At 63.1% G+C, this 16,547-nt stretch carries 13 protein-coding genes; 2 read left to right on the top strand and 11 right to left on the bottom strand.

The window, feature by feature from the left end:
* Positions 1 to 3 precede the first annotated feature (3 nt).
* The 3 genes from Q2K57_RS02970 to ftsH all read right to left on the bottom strand — a co-directional run bounded on the left by Q2K57_RS02970 (position 4) and on the right by ftsH (position 5,468).
* Positions 4 to 1,575: a carbon-nitrogen hydrolase family protein gene (locus tag Q2K57_RS02970; protein WP_112054167.1), complete on the bottom strand. Its 1,572-nt coding sequence runs from the start codon at positions 1,573 to 1,575 to the stop codon at positions 4 to 6.
* A gap of 175 nt (positions 1,576 to 1,750) precedes the next feature.
* Positions 1,751 to 3,517, bottom strand: coding sequence for an alpha/beta hydrolase (locus Q2K57_RS02965; protein WP_304526106.1), 1,767 nt, complete (start codon positions 3,515 to 3,517; stop codon positions 1,751 to 1,753).
* A gap of 10 nt (positions 3,518 to 3,527) precedes the next feature.
* Positions 3,528 to 5,468, bottom strand: a complete 1,941-nt coding sequence (gene ftsH / locus Q2K57_RS02960) for an ATP-dependent zinc metalloprotease FtsH (protein WP_304526105.1) — start codon at positions 5,466 to 5,468, stop codon at positions 3,528 to 3,530.
* Positions 5,469 to 5,777: 309 nt separating this feature from the next.
* Between ftsH and Q2K57_RS02955 the strand changes: the two genes are divergently transcribed.
* Positions 5,778 to 6,695 (top strand): DMT family transporter, encoded by a 918-nt coding sequence (locus Q2K57_RS02955; protein ID WP_304526104.1) that lies wholly within the window; start codon positions 5,778 to 5,780, stop codon positions 6,693 to 6,695.
* 42 nt (positions 6,696 to 6,737) lie between these two features.
* On the opposite strand, the gene Q2K57_RS02950 is transcribed toward Q2K57_RS02955, so the two are convergent.
* The 8 genes from Q2K57_RS02950 to Q2K57_RS02915 all read right to left on the bottom strand — a co-directional run bounded on the left by Q2K57_RS02950 (position 6,738) and on the right by Q2K57_RS02915 (position 15,457).
* Positions 6,738 to 7,004 (bottom strand): DksA/TraR family C4-type zinc finger protein, encoded by a 267-nt coding sequence (locus Q2K57_RS02950; protein ID WP_304526103.1) that lies wholly within the window; start codon positions 7,002 to 7,004, stop codon positions 6,738 to 6,740.
* 230 nt (positions 7,005 to 7,234) lie between these two features.
* The gene (locus tag Q2K57_RS02945) at positions 7,235 to 7,855 is read right to left on the bottom strand and encodes a flavin reductase family protein (protein WP_304526102.1); all 621 of its coding nucleotides are present in this window, start codon (positions 7,853 to 7,855) and stop codon (positions 7,235 to 7,237) included.
* A gap of 130 nt (positions 7,856 to 7,985) precedes the next feature.
* Positions 7,986 to 8,276 (bottom strand): hypothetical protein, encoded by a 291-nt coding sequence (locus tag Q2K57_RS02940; RefSeq protein ID WP_304526101.1) that lies wholly within the window; start codon positions 8,274 to 8,276, stop codon positions 7,986 to 7,988.
* Between the two features lie 642 nt (positions 8,277 to 8,918).
* Complete coding sequence (locus tag Q2K57_RS02935; protein WP_112054174.1) at positions 8,919 to 9,320, bottom strand: heme-binding protein; 402 nt, start codon at positions 9,318 to 9,320, stop codon at positions 8,919 to 8,921.
* 104 nt (positions 9,321 to 9,424) lie between these two features.
* On the bottom strand, positions 9,425 to 10,657 hold the full coding sequence (gene glcF, locus Q2K57_RS02930; RefSeq protein WP_304526100.1) for a glycolate oxidase subunit GlcF: 1,233 nt from the start codon (positions 10,655 to 10,657) through the stop codon (positions 9,425 to 9,427).
* An 81-nt stretch (positions 10,658 to 10,738) separates the two neighbouring features.
* Positions 10,739 to 11,815 (bottom strand): glycolate oxidase subunit GlcE, encoded by a 1,077-nt coding sequence (glcE, locus tag Q2K57_RS02925; RefSeq protein WP_304526099.1) that lies wholly within the window; start codon positions 11,813 to 11,815, stop codon positions 10,739 to 10,741.
* Positions 11,816 to 11,898: 83 nt separating this feature from the next.
* A complete protein-coding gene (gene glcD / locus Q2K57_RS02920) occupies positions 11,899 to 13,398 on the bottom strand; it encodes a glycolate oxidase subunit GlcD (RefSeq protein ID WP_304526098.1) in 1,500 nt (499 codons plus the stop codon).
* Positions 13,399 to 13,756: 358 nt separating this feature from the next.
* Positions 13,757 to 15,457 (bottom strand): L-lactate permease, encoded by a 1,701-nt coding sequence (locus tag Q2K57_RS02915; protein WP_304526097.1) that lies wholly within the window; start codon positions 15,455 to 15,457, stop codon positions 13,757 to 13,759.
* A 274-nt stretch (positions 15,458 to 15,731) separates the two neighbouring features.
* On the opposite strand from Q2K57_RS02915, the gene Q2K57_RS02910 reads away from it, so the two are divergent.
* Complete coding sequence (locus Q2K57_RS02910) at positions 15,732 to 16,442, top strand: glutathione S-transferase N-terminal domain-containing protein (protein WP_112054179.1); 711 nt, start codon at positions 15,732 to 15,734, stop codon at positions 16,440 to 16,442.
* The last annotated feature ends 105 nt before the right edge of the window (positions 16,443 to 16,547 follow it).

Below are 16,547 nucleotides of genomic sequence, written 5' to 3'. Positions count from 1 at the left end.
GGATCAGTTGTCTTCCTGGCGGGACCCGGACTTCCATGACCAGTCGCGCCAGCGCAGGTCGAAGAGATCCTTGCGGCGGTCCTTGAGATTGGTCACCGAGCCTTCGTTGCGCAACACCGTGAGTCGCTTCAGGTCGAGATCCGAGAACATGATCATCTCGGTGTTGGGTGTGGTCTCGGCCAGCACGGCGTCATGGGGAAAGGCGAAGTCAGAGGGTGAGAACACCGAAGACTGGGCGTACTGGATCTCCATGTTCTCGATGGCCGGCACGTTGCCGACGCTGCCACACAGCACGACGTAACACTCGTTCTCGATGGCGCGGGCCTGGGAGCAATGGCGTACACGCAGGTAGCCATTCTTGGTGTCGGTCCAGAAGGGCACGAAGAGGATGTCCATGTCCTGATCGGCGAGCAGGCGCGATATTTCCGGGAACTCGACGTCGTAGCAGATCAGGATGCCGATTCGGCCGGCATCGGTGTCGAATACCTGGAGGTCATCGCCCCCCTCGATGATCCAGTCACGGCGCTCCTGGGGGGTGATGTGCAGCTTGGCCTGGGCTTCGATGTCGCCGTCGCGGTGGAAGAGATAGGCGATGTTGTAGAGGTGGCCGTCTTCCCGCTCCTCGATCATCGAACCGGCGACGATGTTGATGTTGTAGGACACCGCCATACGCGACAGCTCGGTCTTGAAGCGTTCGGTGAAACTGGCCAGGAAGCGGATAGCCTCGATCTGATCCTGCTGGGCGGCGCGGTCCTGCAAGCCCATCAGCGGTGCGTTGAAAAGCTCCGGGAATACCGCGAAGTCACTCTGGTAATCTGACAGCGCATCGACGAAGTATTCGGCCTGCTGCAGAACCGCTTCCACCGAGGAGAATTCGCGCATCTGCCACTGCACTGCACCCACTCGTACCTGGGTCTTGCGGGTGTCGAGCACCGATTCAGCAGGCTCAAAGAGGATGTTGTTCCACTCGAGCAGGGTCGCGTAGCCCTGAGACTTTTCATCTTCCGGCAAATACTTGCGCAGCAGTCGCTTGACCTGGAAGTCGTTGGCCAGCTGGAAGGAGAGAATCGGGTCGTGAATCTCCTTGCGCGAGACCTGATCCAGGTACTCGGCCGGCGCCATCTCGTGTGCGTACTGGTGGTAGTTGGGGATTCGGCCGCCGGCAAGAATCGCTCGCATATTCAAGGATTTGCAGAGATCTTTGCGAGCTTCGTAGAGGCGCCGGCCAAGCCGATACCCCCGGTAGGCCGGATCGATCAGCACGTCCAGACCGTACATGGCGTCGCCTTCGGGGGCGTTGAGGATGATCTCCCGCTGATCCATCAGGTCGTCGTAGCGGTGCGGGTTGGAAAATTCCTCGTAGTCGACCCGGGCCGTCAGGGCCACGCCGATGAGGGTCTCGTCGTCCTCGATGACGATCTGACCCTCGGGGAATTCGCTGATCAGCCGCTCGATGGTGCGCTGTGGCCAGGCGCCGCCGATGTCGTGATAGACGCGGTCCATCAGCGTCTTGAGCTGAGAATAGTCGTCCAGGGTGAGGTTGCGCAGCGTCAGGTGGAGATCTTCTAGGGACATGTGTGCCGGGGCTCCCGCCAAGAGTAAATCGTTGCAGTCTAACATGGGGCCGACCGGCGCATGATGCAACGGTGCGGCAGAGCGACACCAGGGCTTATTCCCGCCAGTGTCGGCAACGATGATTCCCTTGGCTTCTACATATTAAACGCCGGGCCCCTCCATGCCCGCGTGATGACTATTCCATCAACACGTAGCGCCCGGGCGCATCGTCCAGCGGAGGATAGTCGTCCGACCCCATCGACGGCGGCGCCTGGGGATCGCCTGAATGTGCCGCCAGCCACTCCTGCCAGGCGGGCCACCAGGAACCCGCGGTCTCCGGGGTGCGCTCAAGCCAGGTCTCCGGGTCGACATAAGCATCGCCCTCGCTGGCGGTGGCCATGCGGAAATGGTGCCGGGTGTCCGTTGGCGGGCAGACGATGCCTACATTGTGGCCGCCGCTGGTCAGCAAGAAGGTGATCTCCTGGGTGTCGGCGAGCAGATGGATCTTGTAGGTCGAGCGCCAGGGGGCGACATGGTCCCTTTCGGTGCCCACCGCGAAGATTGGCACACGGATGTCGCTGACCGTTATCGGACGGCCTTCGACCTTGAAGCGGCCCTCGGCGAGATCGTTGTCGAGGAACAGCTGGCGCAGGTATTCGCTGTGCATACGATAGGGCATGCGAGTGGCATCGGCGTTCCAGGCCATCAGGTCGTTGATGGGGCGGTGCTCGCCCAGCAGATAGTCGTTGATGAGGTGCGACCAGATCAGATCGTTGGAGCTCAGCAGCTGGAAGGCGCCGGCCATCTGCTTGGTGTCGAGCACGCCCTGTGTCCACATGGTGTCCTCGAGGAAAGAGAGCTGCTTGTCATCGATGAACAGCATCAGCTCGCCGGCCTCGCGGAAGTCGGTCTGGGCGGCTAGCAGCGTCATCGAGCCCAGGCGGTGATCGCGATCTCGCGCCATGGTTGCCCCGGTGATAGCCAGCAGCGTGCCGCCAAGACAGTAGCCAACGCTATGTACCGGTGCTCCGGGGCAGACCGACCCGATTACCTTGAGGCTATCCATGATGCCCAGGCGCTGGTAGTCATCGAGCCCGAGGTCGCGGTCCTCTCCCGTGGGGTTGCGCCAGGAGATCATGAAGACCGTATGGCCCTTGCCGACCAGATAGCGCACCAGCGAGTTATCCGGCGACAGGTCGAGGATGTAGTACTTCATGATCCAGGCGGGCACGACCAGTACCGGTTCGGCATGCACCTCGTCGGTTGACGGGGCGTACTGAATCAGCTCGATCAGGTCATTGCGATAGATCACCATGCCAGGCGTCAGTGCGACCGCCTGCCCGGGCAGGAACTGCTCGGCTCCGGCCGGCTTCTGGCCCGTCATCTGGCGCTGCAGGTCGTCGATGAACTGTTGGGCACCCTTCATCAGGTTGGCCCCGCCGGTCGAAAGCGTCTTGTCCAGCACCTGCGGGTTGAGGAGCGGGAAATTGGCGGGGGAAACCATGTCGAGTAGCTGGCGCGCGCCGAATTCGAGCGCCTGTTCGTGATGTGGGGACAGGCCGGCAAGGCCGGTGGTGGCATTGCACCACCATTGCTGCTGCAGCAGGAACGACTGGTAGATCAGGTTATAGGGAAAACGCTGCCAGGCCGGGGCGCGAAAGCGCCGGTCCTGGGGCAGGGGCTCGATGCAGGGCGCCGCCTCGGCGTCGAGCGCCGAGCGGCCGGCCCACATCGCCAGCCTCAGCTGTTTGTCCATCGCCTTGCGCGCAAGGGTTGCCTGCTTGCCCGGTGACATCGCCACGCTGGTCAGCCAATCGACGTAGGTCAGAACCACCGCCGACGGCGAGACGCCGGATGTCAGCCGTGCCAGCGACGCCCGCATCAAGCGGTCGGTGCTCTCCTCGAGGCTGGTTTCCGCACGGGTCGGGCTGGTGCTACTTATGCTGGGGTCAGGCTTGATCATCGCGGTTTACCTAGAGTCGGCGGGGCGTGCTCGGCGGGCAGTGGTCGGGGGGCGTCTTGGTCGGTTCGCCCTGCGTGGGCACCCACTTTTCCTTAATCCCTGCTGGCTGATTTTCTTCCACATCTTCCGCCACCTTTTCTGCGCCCTCTTGCAGCTTGATGGCCGGGAATTCGTCGGCGGTCAGGGTTTCGCGTTCGAGCAGCAGGGTCGCACCTTCTTTCAGGGTGTCGCGGCGCCTGATGAGAATGCGTTGTGCCTCGCCGTAGGCCTCCTCGATCAGCGCGCGCACCTCCAGATCGATTTCCCGCGCGGTGGCCTCTGAATAGCTTCGCGGGCTCAGCGTGCCGTAAGTGTCACCGAGGAAGGCCTGGCGCTGTTGCTCGTAGACCACCTGGCCGGTGTCTGCGGTCATGCCGAAGCGAGTCGTCATGTGGCGAGCGATCTCGGTGGCCTTGGCCAGGTCGTCGGCGGCGCCGGTGGATATTTCGTCGAAAATCAGCCGCTCTGCGGCCCGCCCACCCATCAGCACCGTCATGCGGTCCTTGAGCTCACCGGTGGTCTGCAGGAAACGATCCTCGGTTGGGCGCTGCATGGTGTAACCCAGCGCCCCCACGCCGCGGGGAATGATCGACACTTTGTGTACTGGGTCCATACCCGGCAGCGCCGAGGCTACCAGGGCGTGTCCCATCTCGTGGTGGGCCACCACCTCGCGCTCGTGGACATTGAGCAGTCGGCTCTTCTTCTCGAGTCCCGCCACGATGCGCTCGATGGCATTGGTGAAGTCCGCCATGCTGACCTGGTCGCTGTCGTGGCGCGTGGCCAACAGCGCCGCCTCGTTGACCAGGTTGGCGAGATCGGCCCCGGTGAAGCCTGGGGTCAGCGCGGCGATATGATCCAGGTCCACGTCCGGCGCCAGGTGCTGCACCTTGCCGATATGCACCTCGAGGATGGCGCGGCGCCCCACACGTTCCGGTCGGTCGACCAATACCTGACGATCGAAGCGCCCGGCGCGCAGCAGCGCGGGATCCAGAATCTCCGGGCGGTTGGTGGCCGCCAGCAGCACGATGCCCTCGGAGGGATCGAAGCCGTCGAGCTCCGCCAGTAGCTGGTTCAACGTCTGCTCCTTCTCGTCCTGTCCGCCCATTATGCTGGGGCCTCGTGCCCGGCCCAGTGCATCCAGCTCATCGATGAAGATGATGCAGGGCTTGGCCTTTGCGGCCTGCTCGAAGAGGTCGCGTACCCGGGCAGCGCCGATACCGACGAACATCTCGACGAATTCGGAGCCAGAGATCGAGAAGAAGGGCACGCCGGCTTCACCCGCCACCGCCCTGGCCAGCAGCGTCTTGCCGGTGCCCGGCGGGCCGACCAGCAGGATGCCCTTGGGAATGTGCGCCCCTAGGCGGCCGTAGCGTACCGGGTCGCGCAGGAAATCGACGACTTCCTTGAGTTCGTCCTTGGCCTCGTCGACCCCGGCAACATCCTCGAAGGTCACCTTGGTTTCGGTCTCGACGTACACCTTGGCCTTGGACTTGCCCAGCGTCATCATCCCGCCGAGCCCCTGGCTGCCGGACATGCGGCGAATCACGAAGCTCCAGATCAGAAAGAAGAACAGCAGCGGCACCATCCACGACAGCAGGATGCTCAGGAAGGTGTTCTTGGCCGCCCCGGTGTAGGTGACATCGTACTGGGCAAGCTTGTCGGCAAGGGCCGGGTCGACGGGGCGGGTGCTGAAGCCCGTACTGCCATCGTCGTGCGGATTCTGATAGGTGCCGGTGATACGATCCTCGCCAATTTCCACCGAGGCGATCTCACCGTTATCCAGCATTTGCATGAACTGCGAATAGGGGATCGACTCCGTCGTGCGCTGGTGGCTGATCAGGCTCTGGAAGGCCATCACCGCCAGAAAGGCGACGATCACGTAAGTCAGGTTGATCTGGTGCTTCTTTTCCATGCGACACCCCGTCACGCCGTGCGGCTCGCAAGGCAGCCTGCCTCGCGATCCGGCCGATGTTTCTCAGTGTAGCCATCCCACGCTGTGTCACGGCGCAACCGGCTTGATCCAGCGCAGGGTTTTACTCGACGGATGCCCGCCATTCCCTTTGCAATCCATATTCGGGTTCGCTTAACTGGCCTTTCATGCACCTAGGCGCCCGACTGATGGCCAATAGTGCTCGAGTGTTGTCGCGGCTTGGCGGCAGGCGTGATGGGTGTAACCCCTGCTGCGCAGGCGTTTATTCTTGAATCCACAAGAGGTCTCCCAATGCCCCTTCACCAAGGGCTTTCTTATCGCCAGCAGGGCCTGCTGCTGACGGGCGGCGGGGCGCTGGTCATGTCCCCGGATGCGCTACTGATCAAGCTGATCGACCTGCCGGATGCGCAGATGCTGATGTGGCGAGGCCTGGTCTCGGCGCTGGGATTTCTGCTGCTGGTAGTGGCGCGACACGGTCGCAATACGTTGGCGGCCTATCGACGCTGCGGCGGCACCGGCATCGTGGTGGCGCTGCTGTTCAGCCTGACCACCTGCGGCTTCGTGCTCGGCAATCAGTACACCCGCGCCGGCAATGTGCTGATCATTCTCGCCTCGTCGTCGATCATCGCGGCGGGGCTCTCCTGGGTGATCCTCAAGGAGCGCCTGCCGCGTCGCACCTGGCTTTCGATCGGGTTGTGCATGGCAGGCATCACGATGGTCGTGGCGGATGACGCTGGCGCCGGCTCGCTGGTGGGCAATGGCTTTGCCCTGCTGGCGGCCACGACCCTGGCGCTGAACTTTACTCTGTGTCGCCGCCGGCCGGGGGTCGACATGAGCCCGATGCTGACCTTCGCAGGGCTGATCGTGGGGCTGGGTGGGGCCCTGGTAGCGAGTGCCGGGGGCGAGCTTACGCTGCCGGATGGCGAGCGCTTGCTGATGATCGTGGGGCTGTGTCTGGGTATCGTGCCGTTGGGCGTGACGCTCTTGCAGCGCGGGCCGCTGTACCTGCCCGCGGCCGAGGTAGGGCTGCTGTTATTGCTTGAGGTGGTGGTGGGCACGCTGTGGGCATGGGGCATTCTCGGCGAGCGCCCCACGCCCATCGCCTTCGTCGGCGGAGCCCTGGTACTGGGCACTCTAGTGGCCAAGGGGCTCTATGAGCGGCGCCTTGAGCTCAGGGTGCAAAAGGCCACGGCAGGCGAGGGCCGATAGTAGACGTAGTTGGCTGCCTTGCCGCGTGTGTTGCTCGAGCCTCTAGCGAAGCTGGCTGTCCTTGCTGCCACGGCGGTTATAGCCGCTGACCGCAGAGCGGTGCTTGTCGCGCTTGCTCTGGCAGTTGATGCACAGGCGCACGCCCGGCACCGCCTCGCGCCGCGCCTGTGGAATCGCTTCGTCACATTCCTCGCAGTATGCAAGGCTTTCCCCGCGGGGGAGCTCGCTGCGTGCCCGTTCCAGGGCGTCTTCTACCGTGCTGTCGATCTGCTCTTGCACGGCGCCATCTTTCGACCATCCACCGGCCATGCTCTTCTCCTTCGGCGCGACTGCGCCGGCCTGGTGTTTCGCTCGCGCTCTATCGACTTCTTCTCTGGTCTTCTCGGGCTGTTCTCGGCTGCTGCCTCATCTCCGATGTTCGTTCAGTCTGGTGCATCGGCGGGCGGCGCGCCATGGGCTGGCGGGCCGTCTCTTTTCCTGCACGACCTTGCGCACGACTGCCGGGGTTGGCAAACGGGGGCGCTGTGAGGCGCGAGTCATTATCCCGGGCGATGCATCTCGAAGCGCTGCTCGGGAGTGATCTCGAAGTAGTCCGCAGGACCGCCGGCGCGCAGGATGGGGCCGGCGTCGGCTGTCTGGTAGACGCCATCCTTGAGGAGGGTCTGATCGATGTGCACGCCGACTACCTCACCGAGCACCAGCCAGGTGTCGACGGCATCGCCTGCGGCGGAGGTGAGCTGCAGGAGCTGGCTTAGCCGGCACTCGAAGACCACCCGTGCCTCGGCGACGTGGGGGACGCTGACCACGCGAGAGTTCGCAGGAGTGAGGCCGGCCAGAGTGAATTCATCCACCTCGGCGCCGACCGCCGAACAGCTCTGGTTCATGGGCTCGGCCAGTTCGCGAGTTGATAGCTGCCAGCAGAACTCGCCGGTTGCTTCGATGTTCCGCACGCTGTCCTTGTAGCCGACGCTTGCGAACCCGATGATCGGCGGCGTGTAGTTGAAGGCATTGAAGAAGCTGTAGGGCGCTAGATTGCGGGTGCCATCGGCGCTCTGCGAGGAAATCCAGCCGATGGGTCGCGGTCCGATGATGGCATTGAAGGGATTGTGGGGCAGGCCGTGGCCGTCATCAGGGCGGTAGAAATGCACGTTGTCGGGCATGAAACATCTCCGGGCGTTGGCGGGTGGTGTATAAGGCGAGTCGTCAGTATGCCGCCGGATGGTCAAGGCTGGCAAAACGAAAAAACCCCGGCATGGCCGGGGTCCAATGTATCAGCAAGGGGGCTGAAACTTAGTTTTCGTTAGCGGAATCTACGCCGCTATCCGGGGCGACTTCGCCATCTTCCAGCGTCGCATCGCTATCTTTCATCTCGATGTCGTTGGCGCTGTCATTGCCGCCTTCTTTGACGATTTGGCCATCTTCCAGTTTTGCATCACTCTCAGATGACATATCGCTGACTTCATTCGCTGAGTCGACGCCGGTCGGGTCGGCCATCTTGTCTTCATGGTGCTCAGCGAGAGCGGCGCCTGACATCATCATCATCAGTGTCAGGGCTGAAGCTGTGGTCACAATGCGTTTCATAGTGTACCTCTCGTCCAGTGAATGGCACTTCAATGCATTCATGTGGCTGTACGAATGCTATACACGACCTATTCGATAATTAGGTAGCATGCAACCATTTCGTGCATGACGGATTTGCATACTCGGAATCGCACACGGTAATGGCGCTTGGCGCTATACAGGCTAAGACTAATAGAGCGGGCGAGAGTTCCAGCGTTAGGGGTGGGTCAGCGCACAGTCAGAGGATGAGGCGCGAGGAGGCGATCATGAGAGACATACTAGGCAAGGGAACCTGTACGTTAGGCGGCGCGGTGCTGCTAGGTGTCGGCTTGGGCCTGTATTTTCTGGAGCAGTCGGGGCTGGCGTTTTTGGGCGCCTTGATGTCGGGGTTGGGGGCCGGGCTAATGCTCATGGCTGGTGGATCCAGCGGGAGTGATTGACGCGTAAGTTCAGTATCTCGACAGCATCGTATCGATTGCCACTATGTGGCGGGCGGCCGGTGCTCATTGTCGAGACAAGTCGCCAGCAAGGCGTGATCTTGCAGCAGGGCAGACAAGCGGTGGCGTATATCAGCGGTGTAGTAAAAGGCGGGACGAAAAAGGGCCCCGCAGCTCTAGGCTGGGGGCAAGGGGAGAACCGGAATAACGTGTTGGCGGTGCGTGCTTAGCCCAGGGCGGCGATGCCTGCCTTGGCGACCTGTACGTCCTGATCCGGCTTGACGCCGGAGACGCCCACGGTGCCGGCGATTTGGCCGTCGTGTAGTACCGGGACACCGCCTGACAGGGTGGCGGTCAGCGGGGCGGACAGGAAGGCTGTGCGGCCGTTGTTGATCATGTCCTCGAAGGCCTGGGTTTCCTTGCCGCCCAGCGCGGAGGTGCGGGCTTTCTCGGAGGCCACCGAGGGAGTCATCGGCGCGGCGCCATCGAGGCGGCGCAGGGCCAGTAGATGGCCACCGTCATCGGCAACAGCGATGGTCACGGCCCAGCCGTTGGCTTCCGCTTCTTTCTGTGCGGCGTCGAGAATGATGTTCGCATCTGCGAGGGTCAGTACGGATTTGGTCTGCATGGAATGCTCCTATGGGGTGTGGGACATGTGGTGGTTGAGCGGCGCCAGCCAGATAGGGCTGGCGCCTGCATGAATCGCGCGGTGACGCTCCTTCATTAGGTACGTCATGTCAGCGCCTCATCGACGATTTCGATCCAGTGGCGAACCGGCGTGCGGCCGGCCCCGGCCAGGTGGGTCTGACAGCCAATGTTCGCCGTGACGATCATCTCCGGGTCGCCGGCTTCCAATGCGTCGAGCTTGTTGTCTCGCAGCTGGGTGGCCAGTTCTGGCTGGGTGATCGAATAGGTACCTGCCGAACCGCAGCACAGGTGGCCATCCTGAACCGGGGTTAGCGAGAAGCCCAGCCGGCTGAGTACGCCTTCGACGCTGCCCGCTAGCTTCTGTGCATGCTGCAGCGTACAGGGGCAGTGAAAGGCCAGCCGCTTCTTGTCCTGAATGCTCAGGGCGTCCAGGTCTTCGTTGGCCAGTAGTTCGCCGAGATCCTTGGCCAGTGCGCTGACGCGGGCGGCTTTCTCGGCATAGGCCGGATCGTTGGCCAGCGCTTCGCCATATTCCTTGACCATGGCGCCGCAGCCGCTGGCGGTCTGAACAATGGCTTCACAGCCCTCTTCCAGGTGCGGCCACCAGGCGTCGATATTGGCGCGCATGCGCTCTCGACCGGCGTCCTGGGCATTCAGGTGGAAATCGATGGCGCCACAGCAGCCGGCCTCGGGCGCTGGGGTCAAGCCGATGCCGAGCTTGTCCAGCACTCGGGCGGTGGCGGCATTGGTGTTGGGCGATAGGCCAGGCTGTACGCAGCCTTCGAGAATCAGCATCTGGCGAGCATGGCGCCTGCCCTCGGGGCGCTTGCCGGCATCCACCGGCGCCGGCGGTATCTTGCTGCTGAGCCGGCTCGGCACCAGTGGCTTGAAGGCAGTACCCAACGCGAGCAGGGCCTTGAAGCGGGCGGGCTCGACCAGCGCCTTGCGCAGCCCGAAGCGCAGGGTTCGCTCCGGCAGGCTTCTCGGCACGCGGCGCTCGATTTCGGCGCGGCCGATGTCGAGTAGCTTGTGGTACTCGACGCCGGAGGGGCAGGTCGTCTCGCAGTTGCGGCAGGTCAGACAGCGGTCCAGGTGCAGCCGAGTCTCCTCGGTGACCCGGTCGTCGTCATCGCGGCTCTCCAGCAATTCCTTCATCAGGTAGATGCGACCGCGGGGCCCATCGCGCTCGTCTCCGAGCAGCTGGTAGGTCGGGCAGGTGGCATTGCAGAAGCCGCAGTGCACGCAGCTGCGCAGTACCCGGTCGGCCTCACGGATATGCGGCTTCTTGAGATCGTCTTGGCTGAAATGAGTCTGCATCGGGCTCTCTCTTCGGGCTATCTCTTCAGGCGTTCCCGTCGTGCTGCTCTTTTGGGAGTTCCCTTCGAGCTGTTACCGAGCTCAGAAGTCGCCGTAGAGGCGGCCAGGGTTGAAGATCCCGTTCGGGTCGAGTTCGGCCTTGAGCCGACGGTGGTACTTGGCGATGACCGGGGCCAGCGGCGTGAAGGGCTCGGCTGTTCCGGGCGTCAGGCAGCTGGCGTGGCCGCCGGCGCTGCTGGCGGCGGCGCGAATCTCCTCGGGATCGGCGTCGCTCTTCAGCCAGCGCTGGGCGCCGGCCCAATCGAAGAGCGTTTCTCCGGCCAGTGAAAGCGGCGGGGTATGGTTGGGCAATGACAGCCGCCACAGAGGGCGTGAGTCTTGGTTGAAGAAGGGCAGGCTCAGGTCGCGCAGCGCCTGCCAGAAGCCGTCCTTGAGCTCGTCGCCGCCGAGGCGCTCGCGGGTCGCGGCCACCGAGCTGGCGCCGCCCTCCAGGCGCAGGTGCAGGGCGCCGGCTGCGTAGGCCGCAGCGGTGATCGGCAGCGGCTGGCGGCCCCATTCGGTGAGCCGGTCCAGGGCTTTCTCCAGCGGCATGTCCAGGTGCAGGCTGGCACTTGCGGCGGGCTTGGGCAGCACCTTCATCGACACCTCGCTGACGACACCGAGGGTGCCCTGGGCACCGACCATCAGCCGCGACAGATCGTAGCCGGCGACGTTCTTCATCACCTCTCCGCCGAAGCGCAGCTCGCAGCCGGCGCGATCGATTACGCGGGTGCCGAGCACGAAGTCGCGCACCGCGCCGGCCCAGGGACGGCGCGGGCCGGATAGCCCGGTGGCGATCATGCCGCCGACGGTGCTTCCCTCACCGAAGCGAGGCGGTTCGCAGCCGAGCATCTGGCCTTCTGCTTCAAGCGCTGCCTCTAGCTCCGCGAGCGGCGTGCCGGCACGTACCGAAACGACGAGCTCTACCGGGTCATAGTGGGTGATACCGCGATGGGCGGCCAGCGACAGTGGCGTGCCGTCCATCGTTCGGCCGTAAAAACCCCGGGTGTCGCCACCGACGATTCTCAACGGCGAGCCAGCGGCATCTGCCTGGCGGATCTGCTCGCCAAGTTCTGCGCTCGCGTCCTGATCGCGGGGTGATACGTATTTCTCAGACATGATGAATCCTTCTGGGTCTCGCCAGCTCCGCGGCGGCCTCTAGCCGCCGCGGCCGCCTTGATCAGAACCGTGGAAGCTCTCGATTAAAACCGCGGAAGCTCTGGATGCGGCAGCTCGTTGTTGTGGACGTGCATGGCACCGAACTCGGCACAGCGCTGCAGGGTCGGGATGTTCTTGCCCGGGTTGAGCAGTCGCTGATCGTCGAAGGCTGCCTTCACCGCATGGAACGCTGTGATCTCATCGGGCTGGAACTGGGCGCACATCTGATTGATCTTCTCGCGGCCCACGCCGTGCTCGCCGGTGATGCTGCCGCCGGCCTCCACGCACAGCTCAAGAATCTTGCCGCCGACTTCTTCGGCAAGCTCAAGCTCGCCGGGCTGGTTGGCATCGAACAGGATCAGCGGATGCATATTGCCGTCACCGGCATGGAAGACGTTGGCAACACGCAGGCCCGATTCCTCGGAGAGCCGGGCGATGCCCTTTAGCACGCCTGGCAGGGCCCGGCGCGGGATGGTGCCGTCCATGCAATAGTAGTCCGGAGACATGCGCCCCACGGCGGGGAAGGCATTCTTGCGACCGGCCCAGAAGCGCGCCCGCTCGGCCTCGTCGCGGGCCTGCTGGATATCTGTGGCGCCGGCGGCTTCAAGCACGCGGCGCACCGTCTCGCAGTCGTCGGCCACGTCGGCTTCCACGCCGTCGAGCTCGCAGAGCAGAATGGCTTCGGCATCTACCGGGTAGCCGGCCTTGACGAAGTCCTCGGCGGCGCGGATCGCCAGCTTGTCCATCATCTCTAGGCCGCCAGGGATGATGCCCGCGGCGATGATCTCGCCCACTGCGCGGCCTGCCTTCTCAACGTCGTCGAAGCTTGCCATCAGCACCTTGGCGGTCTCGGGCTTGGGCAACAGCTTGACGGTGATTTCGGTGATCACGCCGAGCATGCCCTCGCTACCGGTGAACAGGGCCAGCAGGTCGAAGCCCGGCGCGTCGAAGGCCTCGGAGCCCAGGGTCATGCGCTCGCCTTCGATGGTAATCACCTCGACCTTGAGCACGTTATGCACCGTCAGGCCGTATTTCAGGCAGTGCACACCGCCCGCGTTCTCGGCGACGTTGCCTCCGATCGAGCAGGCAATCTGCGAGGAAGGATCGGGAGCGTAATAGAGACCATGGGGCGCGGCGGCTTCGGAGATCGCCAGGTTGCGAACACCGGGCTGCACTCGCGCGACGCGGGCCTCGGGGTCGACGTCGAGGATGCGCTTGAAGCGCGACATCACCAGCAGCACGCCCTGCTCTAACGGCAGGGCGCCGCCGGAAAGGCCGGTGCCGGCGCCGCGCGTCACAACCGGCACGCCCAGGGCGTTGCAGCGGCGCATCAGCGTCTCGACCTGATCAAGGGTCTCGGGCAGCGCCACCAGCATTGGCAACACCTGGTAGACCGACAGGCCATCGCACTCGAAGGGTCGCAGGTCTTCCTCGTGGTGCAAGAGGGTCATGCCCGGAATGGCCCGACTCAGGTCAGCGAGCACATCGGCCTTGTCATGGGGCGCAATCGCGCCGTCGAGATGTTCATCGTAGAGGATGTTCATGGTCGTGCCTCAACTGGGTCGTGGCCACGGGCCACGGCAAAAGCTAGTCCTCCAATCTGCGCAATCCTTGGAAGCCTGTAAAGCCTCTTGGGACGATGGTATGACCAATGGATGAGATAAAATGGAAATATTTTCCATCTTTTCATTGTGTCCGGGTCATTGTGTCCAAGGGCATGGCCGGTTGCCCAGCGACGAATGACGCATTCATACGCCGAAAGCAGTCAGGAAGTGGCGTGATAGAGGCAGGCAATAACGAAGGGAGCAAAGCAAGATTAGAAGGAGCGCAGTACAAGGGCCAGTAAGCACGACGCCCGGCTGGGCGCGGGCGTCGTGATGATGGCTTAGGGTGCCGGCCCCTTTAGCCCAGGCCGAGCAGGCCGTCGCTGATATTGAAGCCGTAAAGCGCTATCAAACCGATTAGACCGGCGGCGGTCACGTAGTAGATCGTTGGCAGGATCGTCTTGCGCAGGGTGATGCCTTCTCGACCCAGCAGGCCGACGGTTGCCGAGGCTGCGACCACGTTGTGAATGGCGATCATGTTGCCGGCGGCGGCGCCGACCGCCTGCAGGGACACCATCATGGCGGTGGATAGCCCCAGCTGCTGCGCGACGTTGAACTGGAAGTCCGACAGCATCAGGTTCGACACGGTATTGGAGCCGGCGATAAAGGCCCCCAGGGCGCCCACTGCCGGTGCAAACAGCGGATAGACATGGCCCATGCTGTCGGCCACCAACTGCGCCATGGCGACCGGCATCGAGACTAGGTCTGCGGTATTGACGCCGGAGTTGATCAGGATGCGCACCATGGGAATGGTGAACAGCAGCACGAAACCAGCGCCCAGCAGGGTCTTGGACGACTCGTGGACGGCGGCCTTGACCTCTGCAATACGCATGCGATGCAGGGCGACGGTGACCAGCACGACCGCGATCAGAATGCCGCCAGGCAGGTAGAGTGGCTGGATGCTGCCCGACACGCCGGCCTCGCCAAGAATGTTGCTCCAGGACAGGCTGAGCGAGGTCAGCGCCTGCTTGAGCGGCTCGATGGTGCGCGAGGCGACCAGGAAGATGGCCAGCAGCACGTAGGGCACCCAGCCCATGAAGGTAGACATCGGCGCTTTGCCGCCGACGTTATCGAGCTTGATCTCGAGCTTGCCGATCCACTCGTCAGGCCAGGAGCTGGACTCGGGGAAATCCCAGGTGTCTTTCGGGATCAGGAAGCCACTGCGAGCGGCCGGCACGACGATGGCAAGGCCTACCATGGCGCCGATCATCGACGGGAACTCCGGCCCCAGCAGCACGCCGGCCAGCATGTAGGGCACCACGAAGCAGGCACCGGCGAAAAGGGCGAAGGGCGCAATCGACAGGCCTTCCTTCCAGGAGCGATTGGCGCCGAAGAAACGCACCATCATTAGCACCAGCAGCAGCGGCATCAACAGACCGATGATGCCGTGAATGATGGCCACCTCAGAGGTGATCAGCCGAAAGTACTCGAGCCAGGTGCCGCCGCCGGCGGTCAACTGCTCGGTGATGCCGGCCTTGTCCAGGCCACCGCTAACGCCGACCACGATGGGCGTGCCCACGGCACCGAAGGATACCGGCGTGGACTGGATCATCATGCCGACCATCACCGCGGCCAGCGCCGGGAAGCCGAGCGCTACCATCAGCGGTGCGGCTACGGCGGCAGGCGTGCCGAAGCCCGAAGCACCTTCGATGAAGCAGCCAAACAGCCAGGCGACGATGATCGCCTGAACCCGGCGGTCCGGACTGATGCCCGAGAAGCCGTTGCGGATCGCTGCGATGCCGCCGGAATGCTTCAAAGTGTTGAGTAGCAGGATGGCGCCAAAGATGATCCACAGGATCGCCACCGTTAGCATCAGACCCTGCAGGGTCGAGGCCAGAACGCGGTTGGCCGTCATGTCCCAGGCAAACAGGGCGATGGCGGCAGTCACCACATAAACGATGGGCATGGCCTGACGCGCCGGCATACGAAAGCCGATCAGTAACACGCCAGCCAACAACAGTGGCATGAAGGCGAGCAGGGCGAGTAGGGTTTGACTCATGAGGCAGCAATCCTTGTTTTCATTGGGTGGAAGGGAGGTGCCGAGGACATAAGGTGGTTAGGTTAGTAACCGATACTACGGCTTGGCACCATAAGGTTGGATTGATGCTTTGGCTATCAGTGGATAATTGGTATGACCATTGGTGTTATGCTAAATAAGCTTCTCCATCTCTTTGATATACAAGCATTGTTAGCGCCAATATGGCCCTTTTTTACGAAAGTTCGTGGTGTTTTGGGGCGCAATTTTTAGACTAATGGACAGGTGAGGAGACCACATGAGCCGAGTGCTTTATGAACTGTGCGGGATTGATGACGAGCTGCTCTTTTCGCCCTTCTGCTGGCGGGTGCGCTATGCGCTTGCGCACAAGGGGCTTGATGCCGAGACACGACCGTGGCTCTTTTCCGAGAAAGACGCCATCGCCTTCTCGGGGCAAGGACTGGTGCCGGTGTTGGTCGACGGCGATGAGGTGGTCAGCGACAGTTTCGAGATCATGCGCTATCTGGATCGGGTCTATCCCGACAAGCCGCTGCTGGGAAGCCCGGAAGCCGAAGCGAGGGCTCGCTTCTTCAAGCACTACGCCGAGCGTTCGCTGGCGCCGGGCATGATGCGCACCATCGTCATGGATCTCTACAATGCGATCCATCCCGATGACCGGGAGTACTTCCGTACCACCCGCGAGAAGCGTTTCGGCCGCACCTTGGAGGAAATGCATTCGCCGGCCAAGGGCCTGAGCATGCTCGACCAGGCGCTGGCCCCGTTGCGGGGGCGCCTTGAGGAGAGCGACTTCATGGATGGCGAGACCCCCGGTGCCGCGGACTACCTGCTGTTCGGCAACTTCATGTGGGCACGCACGGTGTCGACGGCGGACCTGCTGTCCAACGCTGACCCTGTGTATGGCTGGGTCGAGCGCATGCTCGATGCCCACGCCGGTCTGGGCCGCAACGCCAAGCGTATCGTCGATATCCAGGGCGCCTACGACAAGTGATGCTGTCATGAGCGCCAGACGACGTCTTCGGCGCCGCATCGCCAAGCAACGTTAGCTGGCTTGCATAGAAAACGCCCCGCTCTGATGAGCGGGGCGTTTTCATGT

Source organism: Halomonas sp. I5-271120, assembly GCF_030553075.1.
GTDB classification, from domain to species: Bacteria; Pseudomonadota; Gammaproteobacteria; order Pseudomonadales; family Halomonadaceae; genus Onishia; species Onishia taeanensis_A.
Note: the sequence above shows the minus strand (reverse complement) of the source record. Positions and strands in the feature narration are given on the sequence as shown.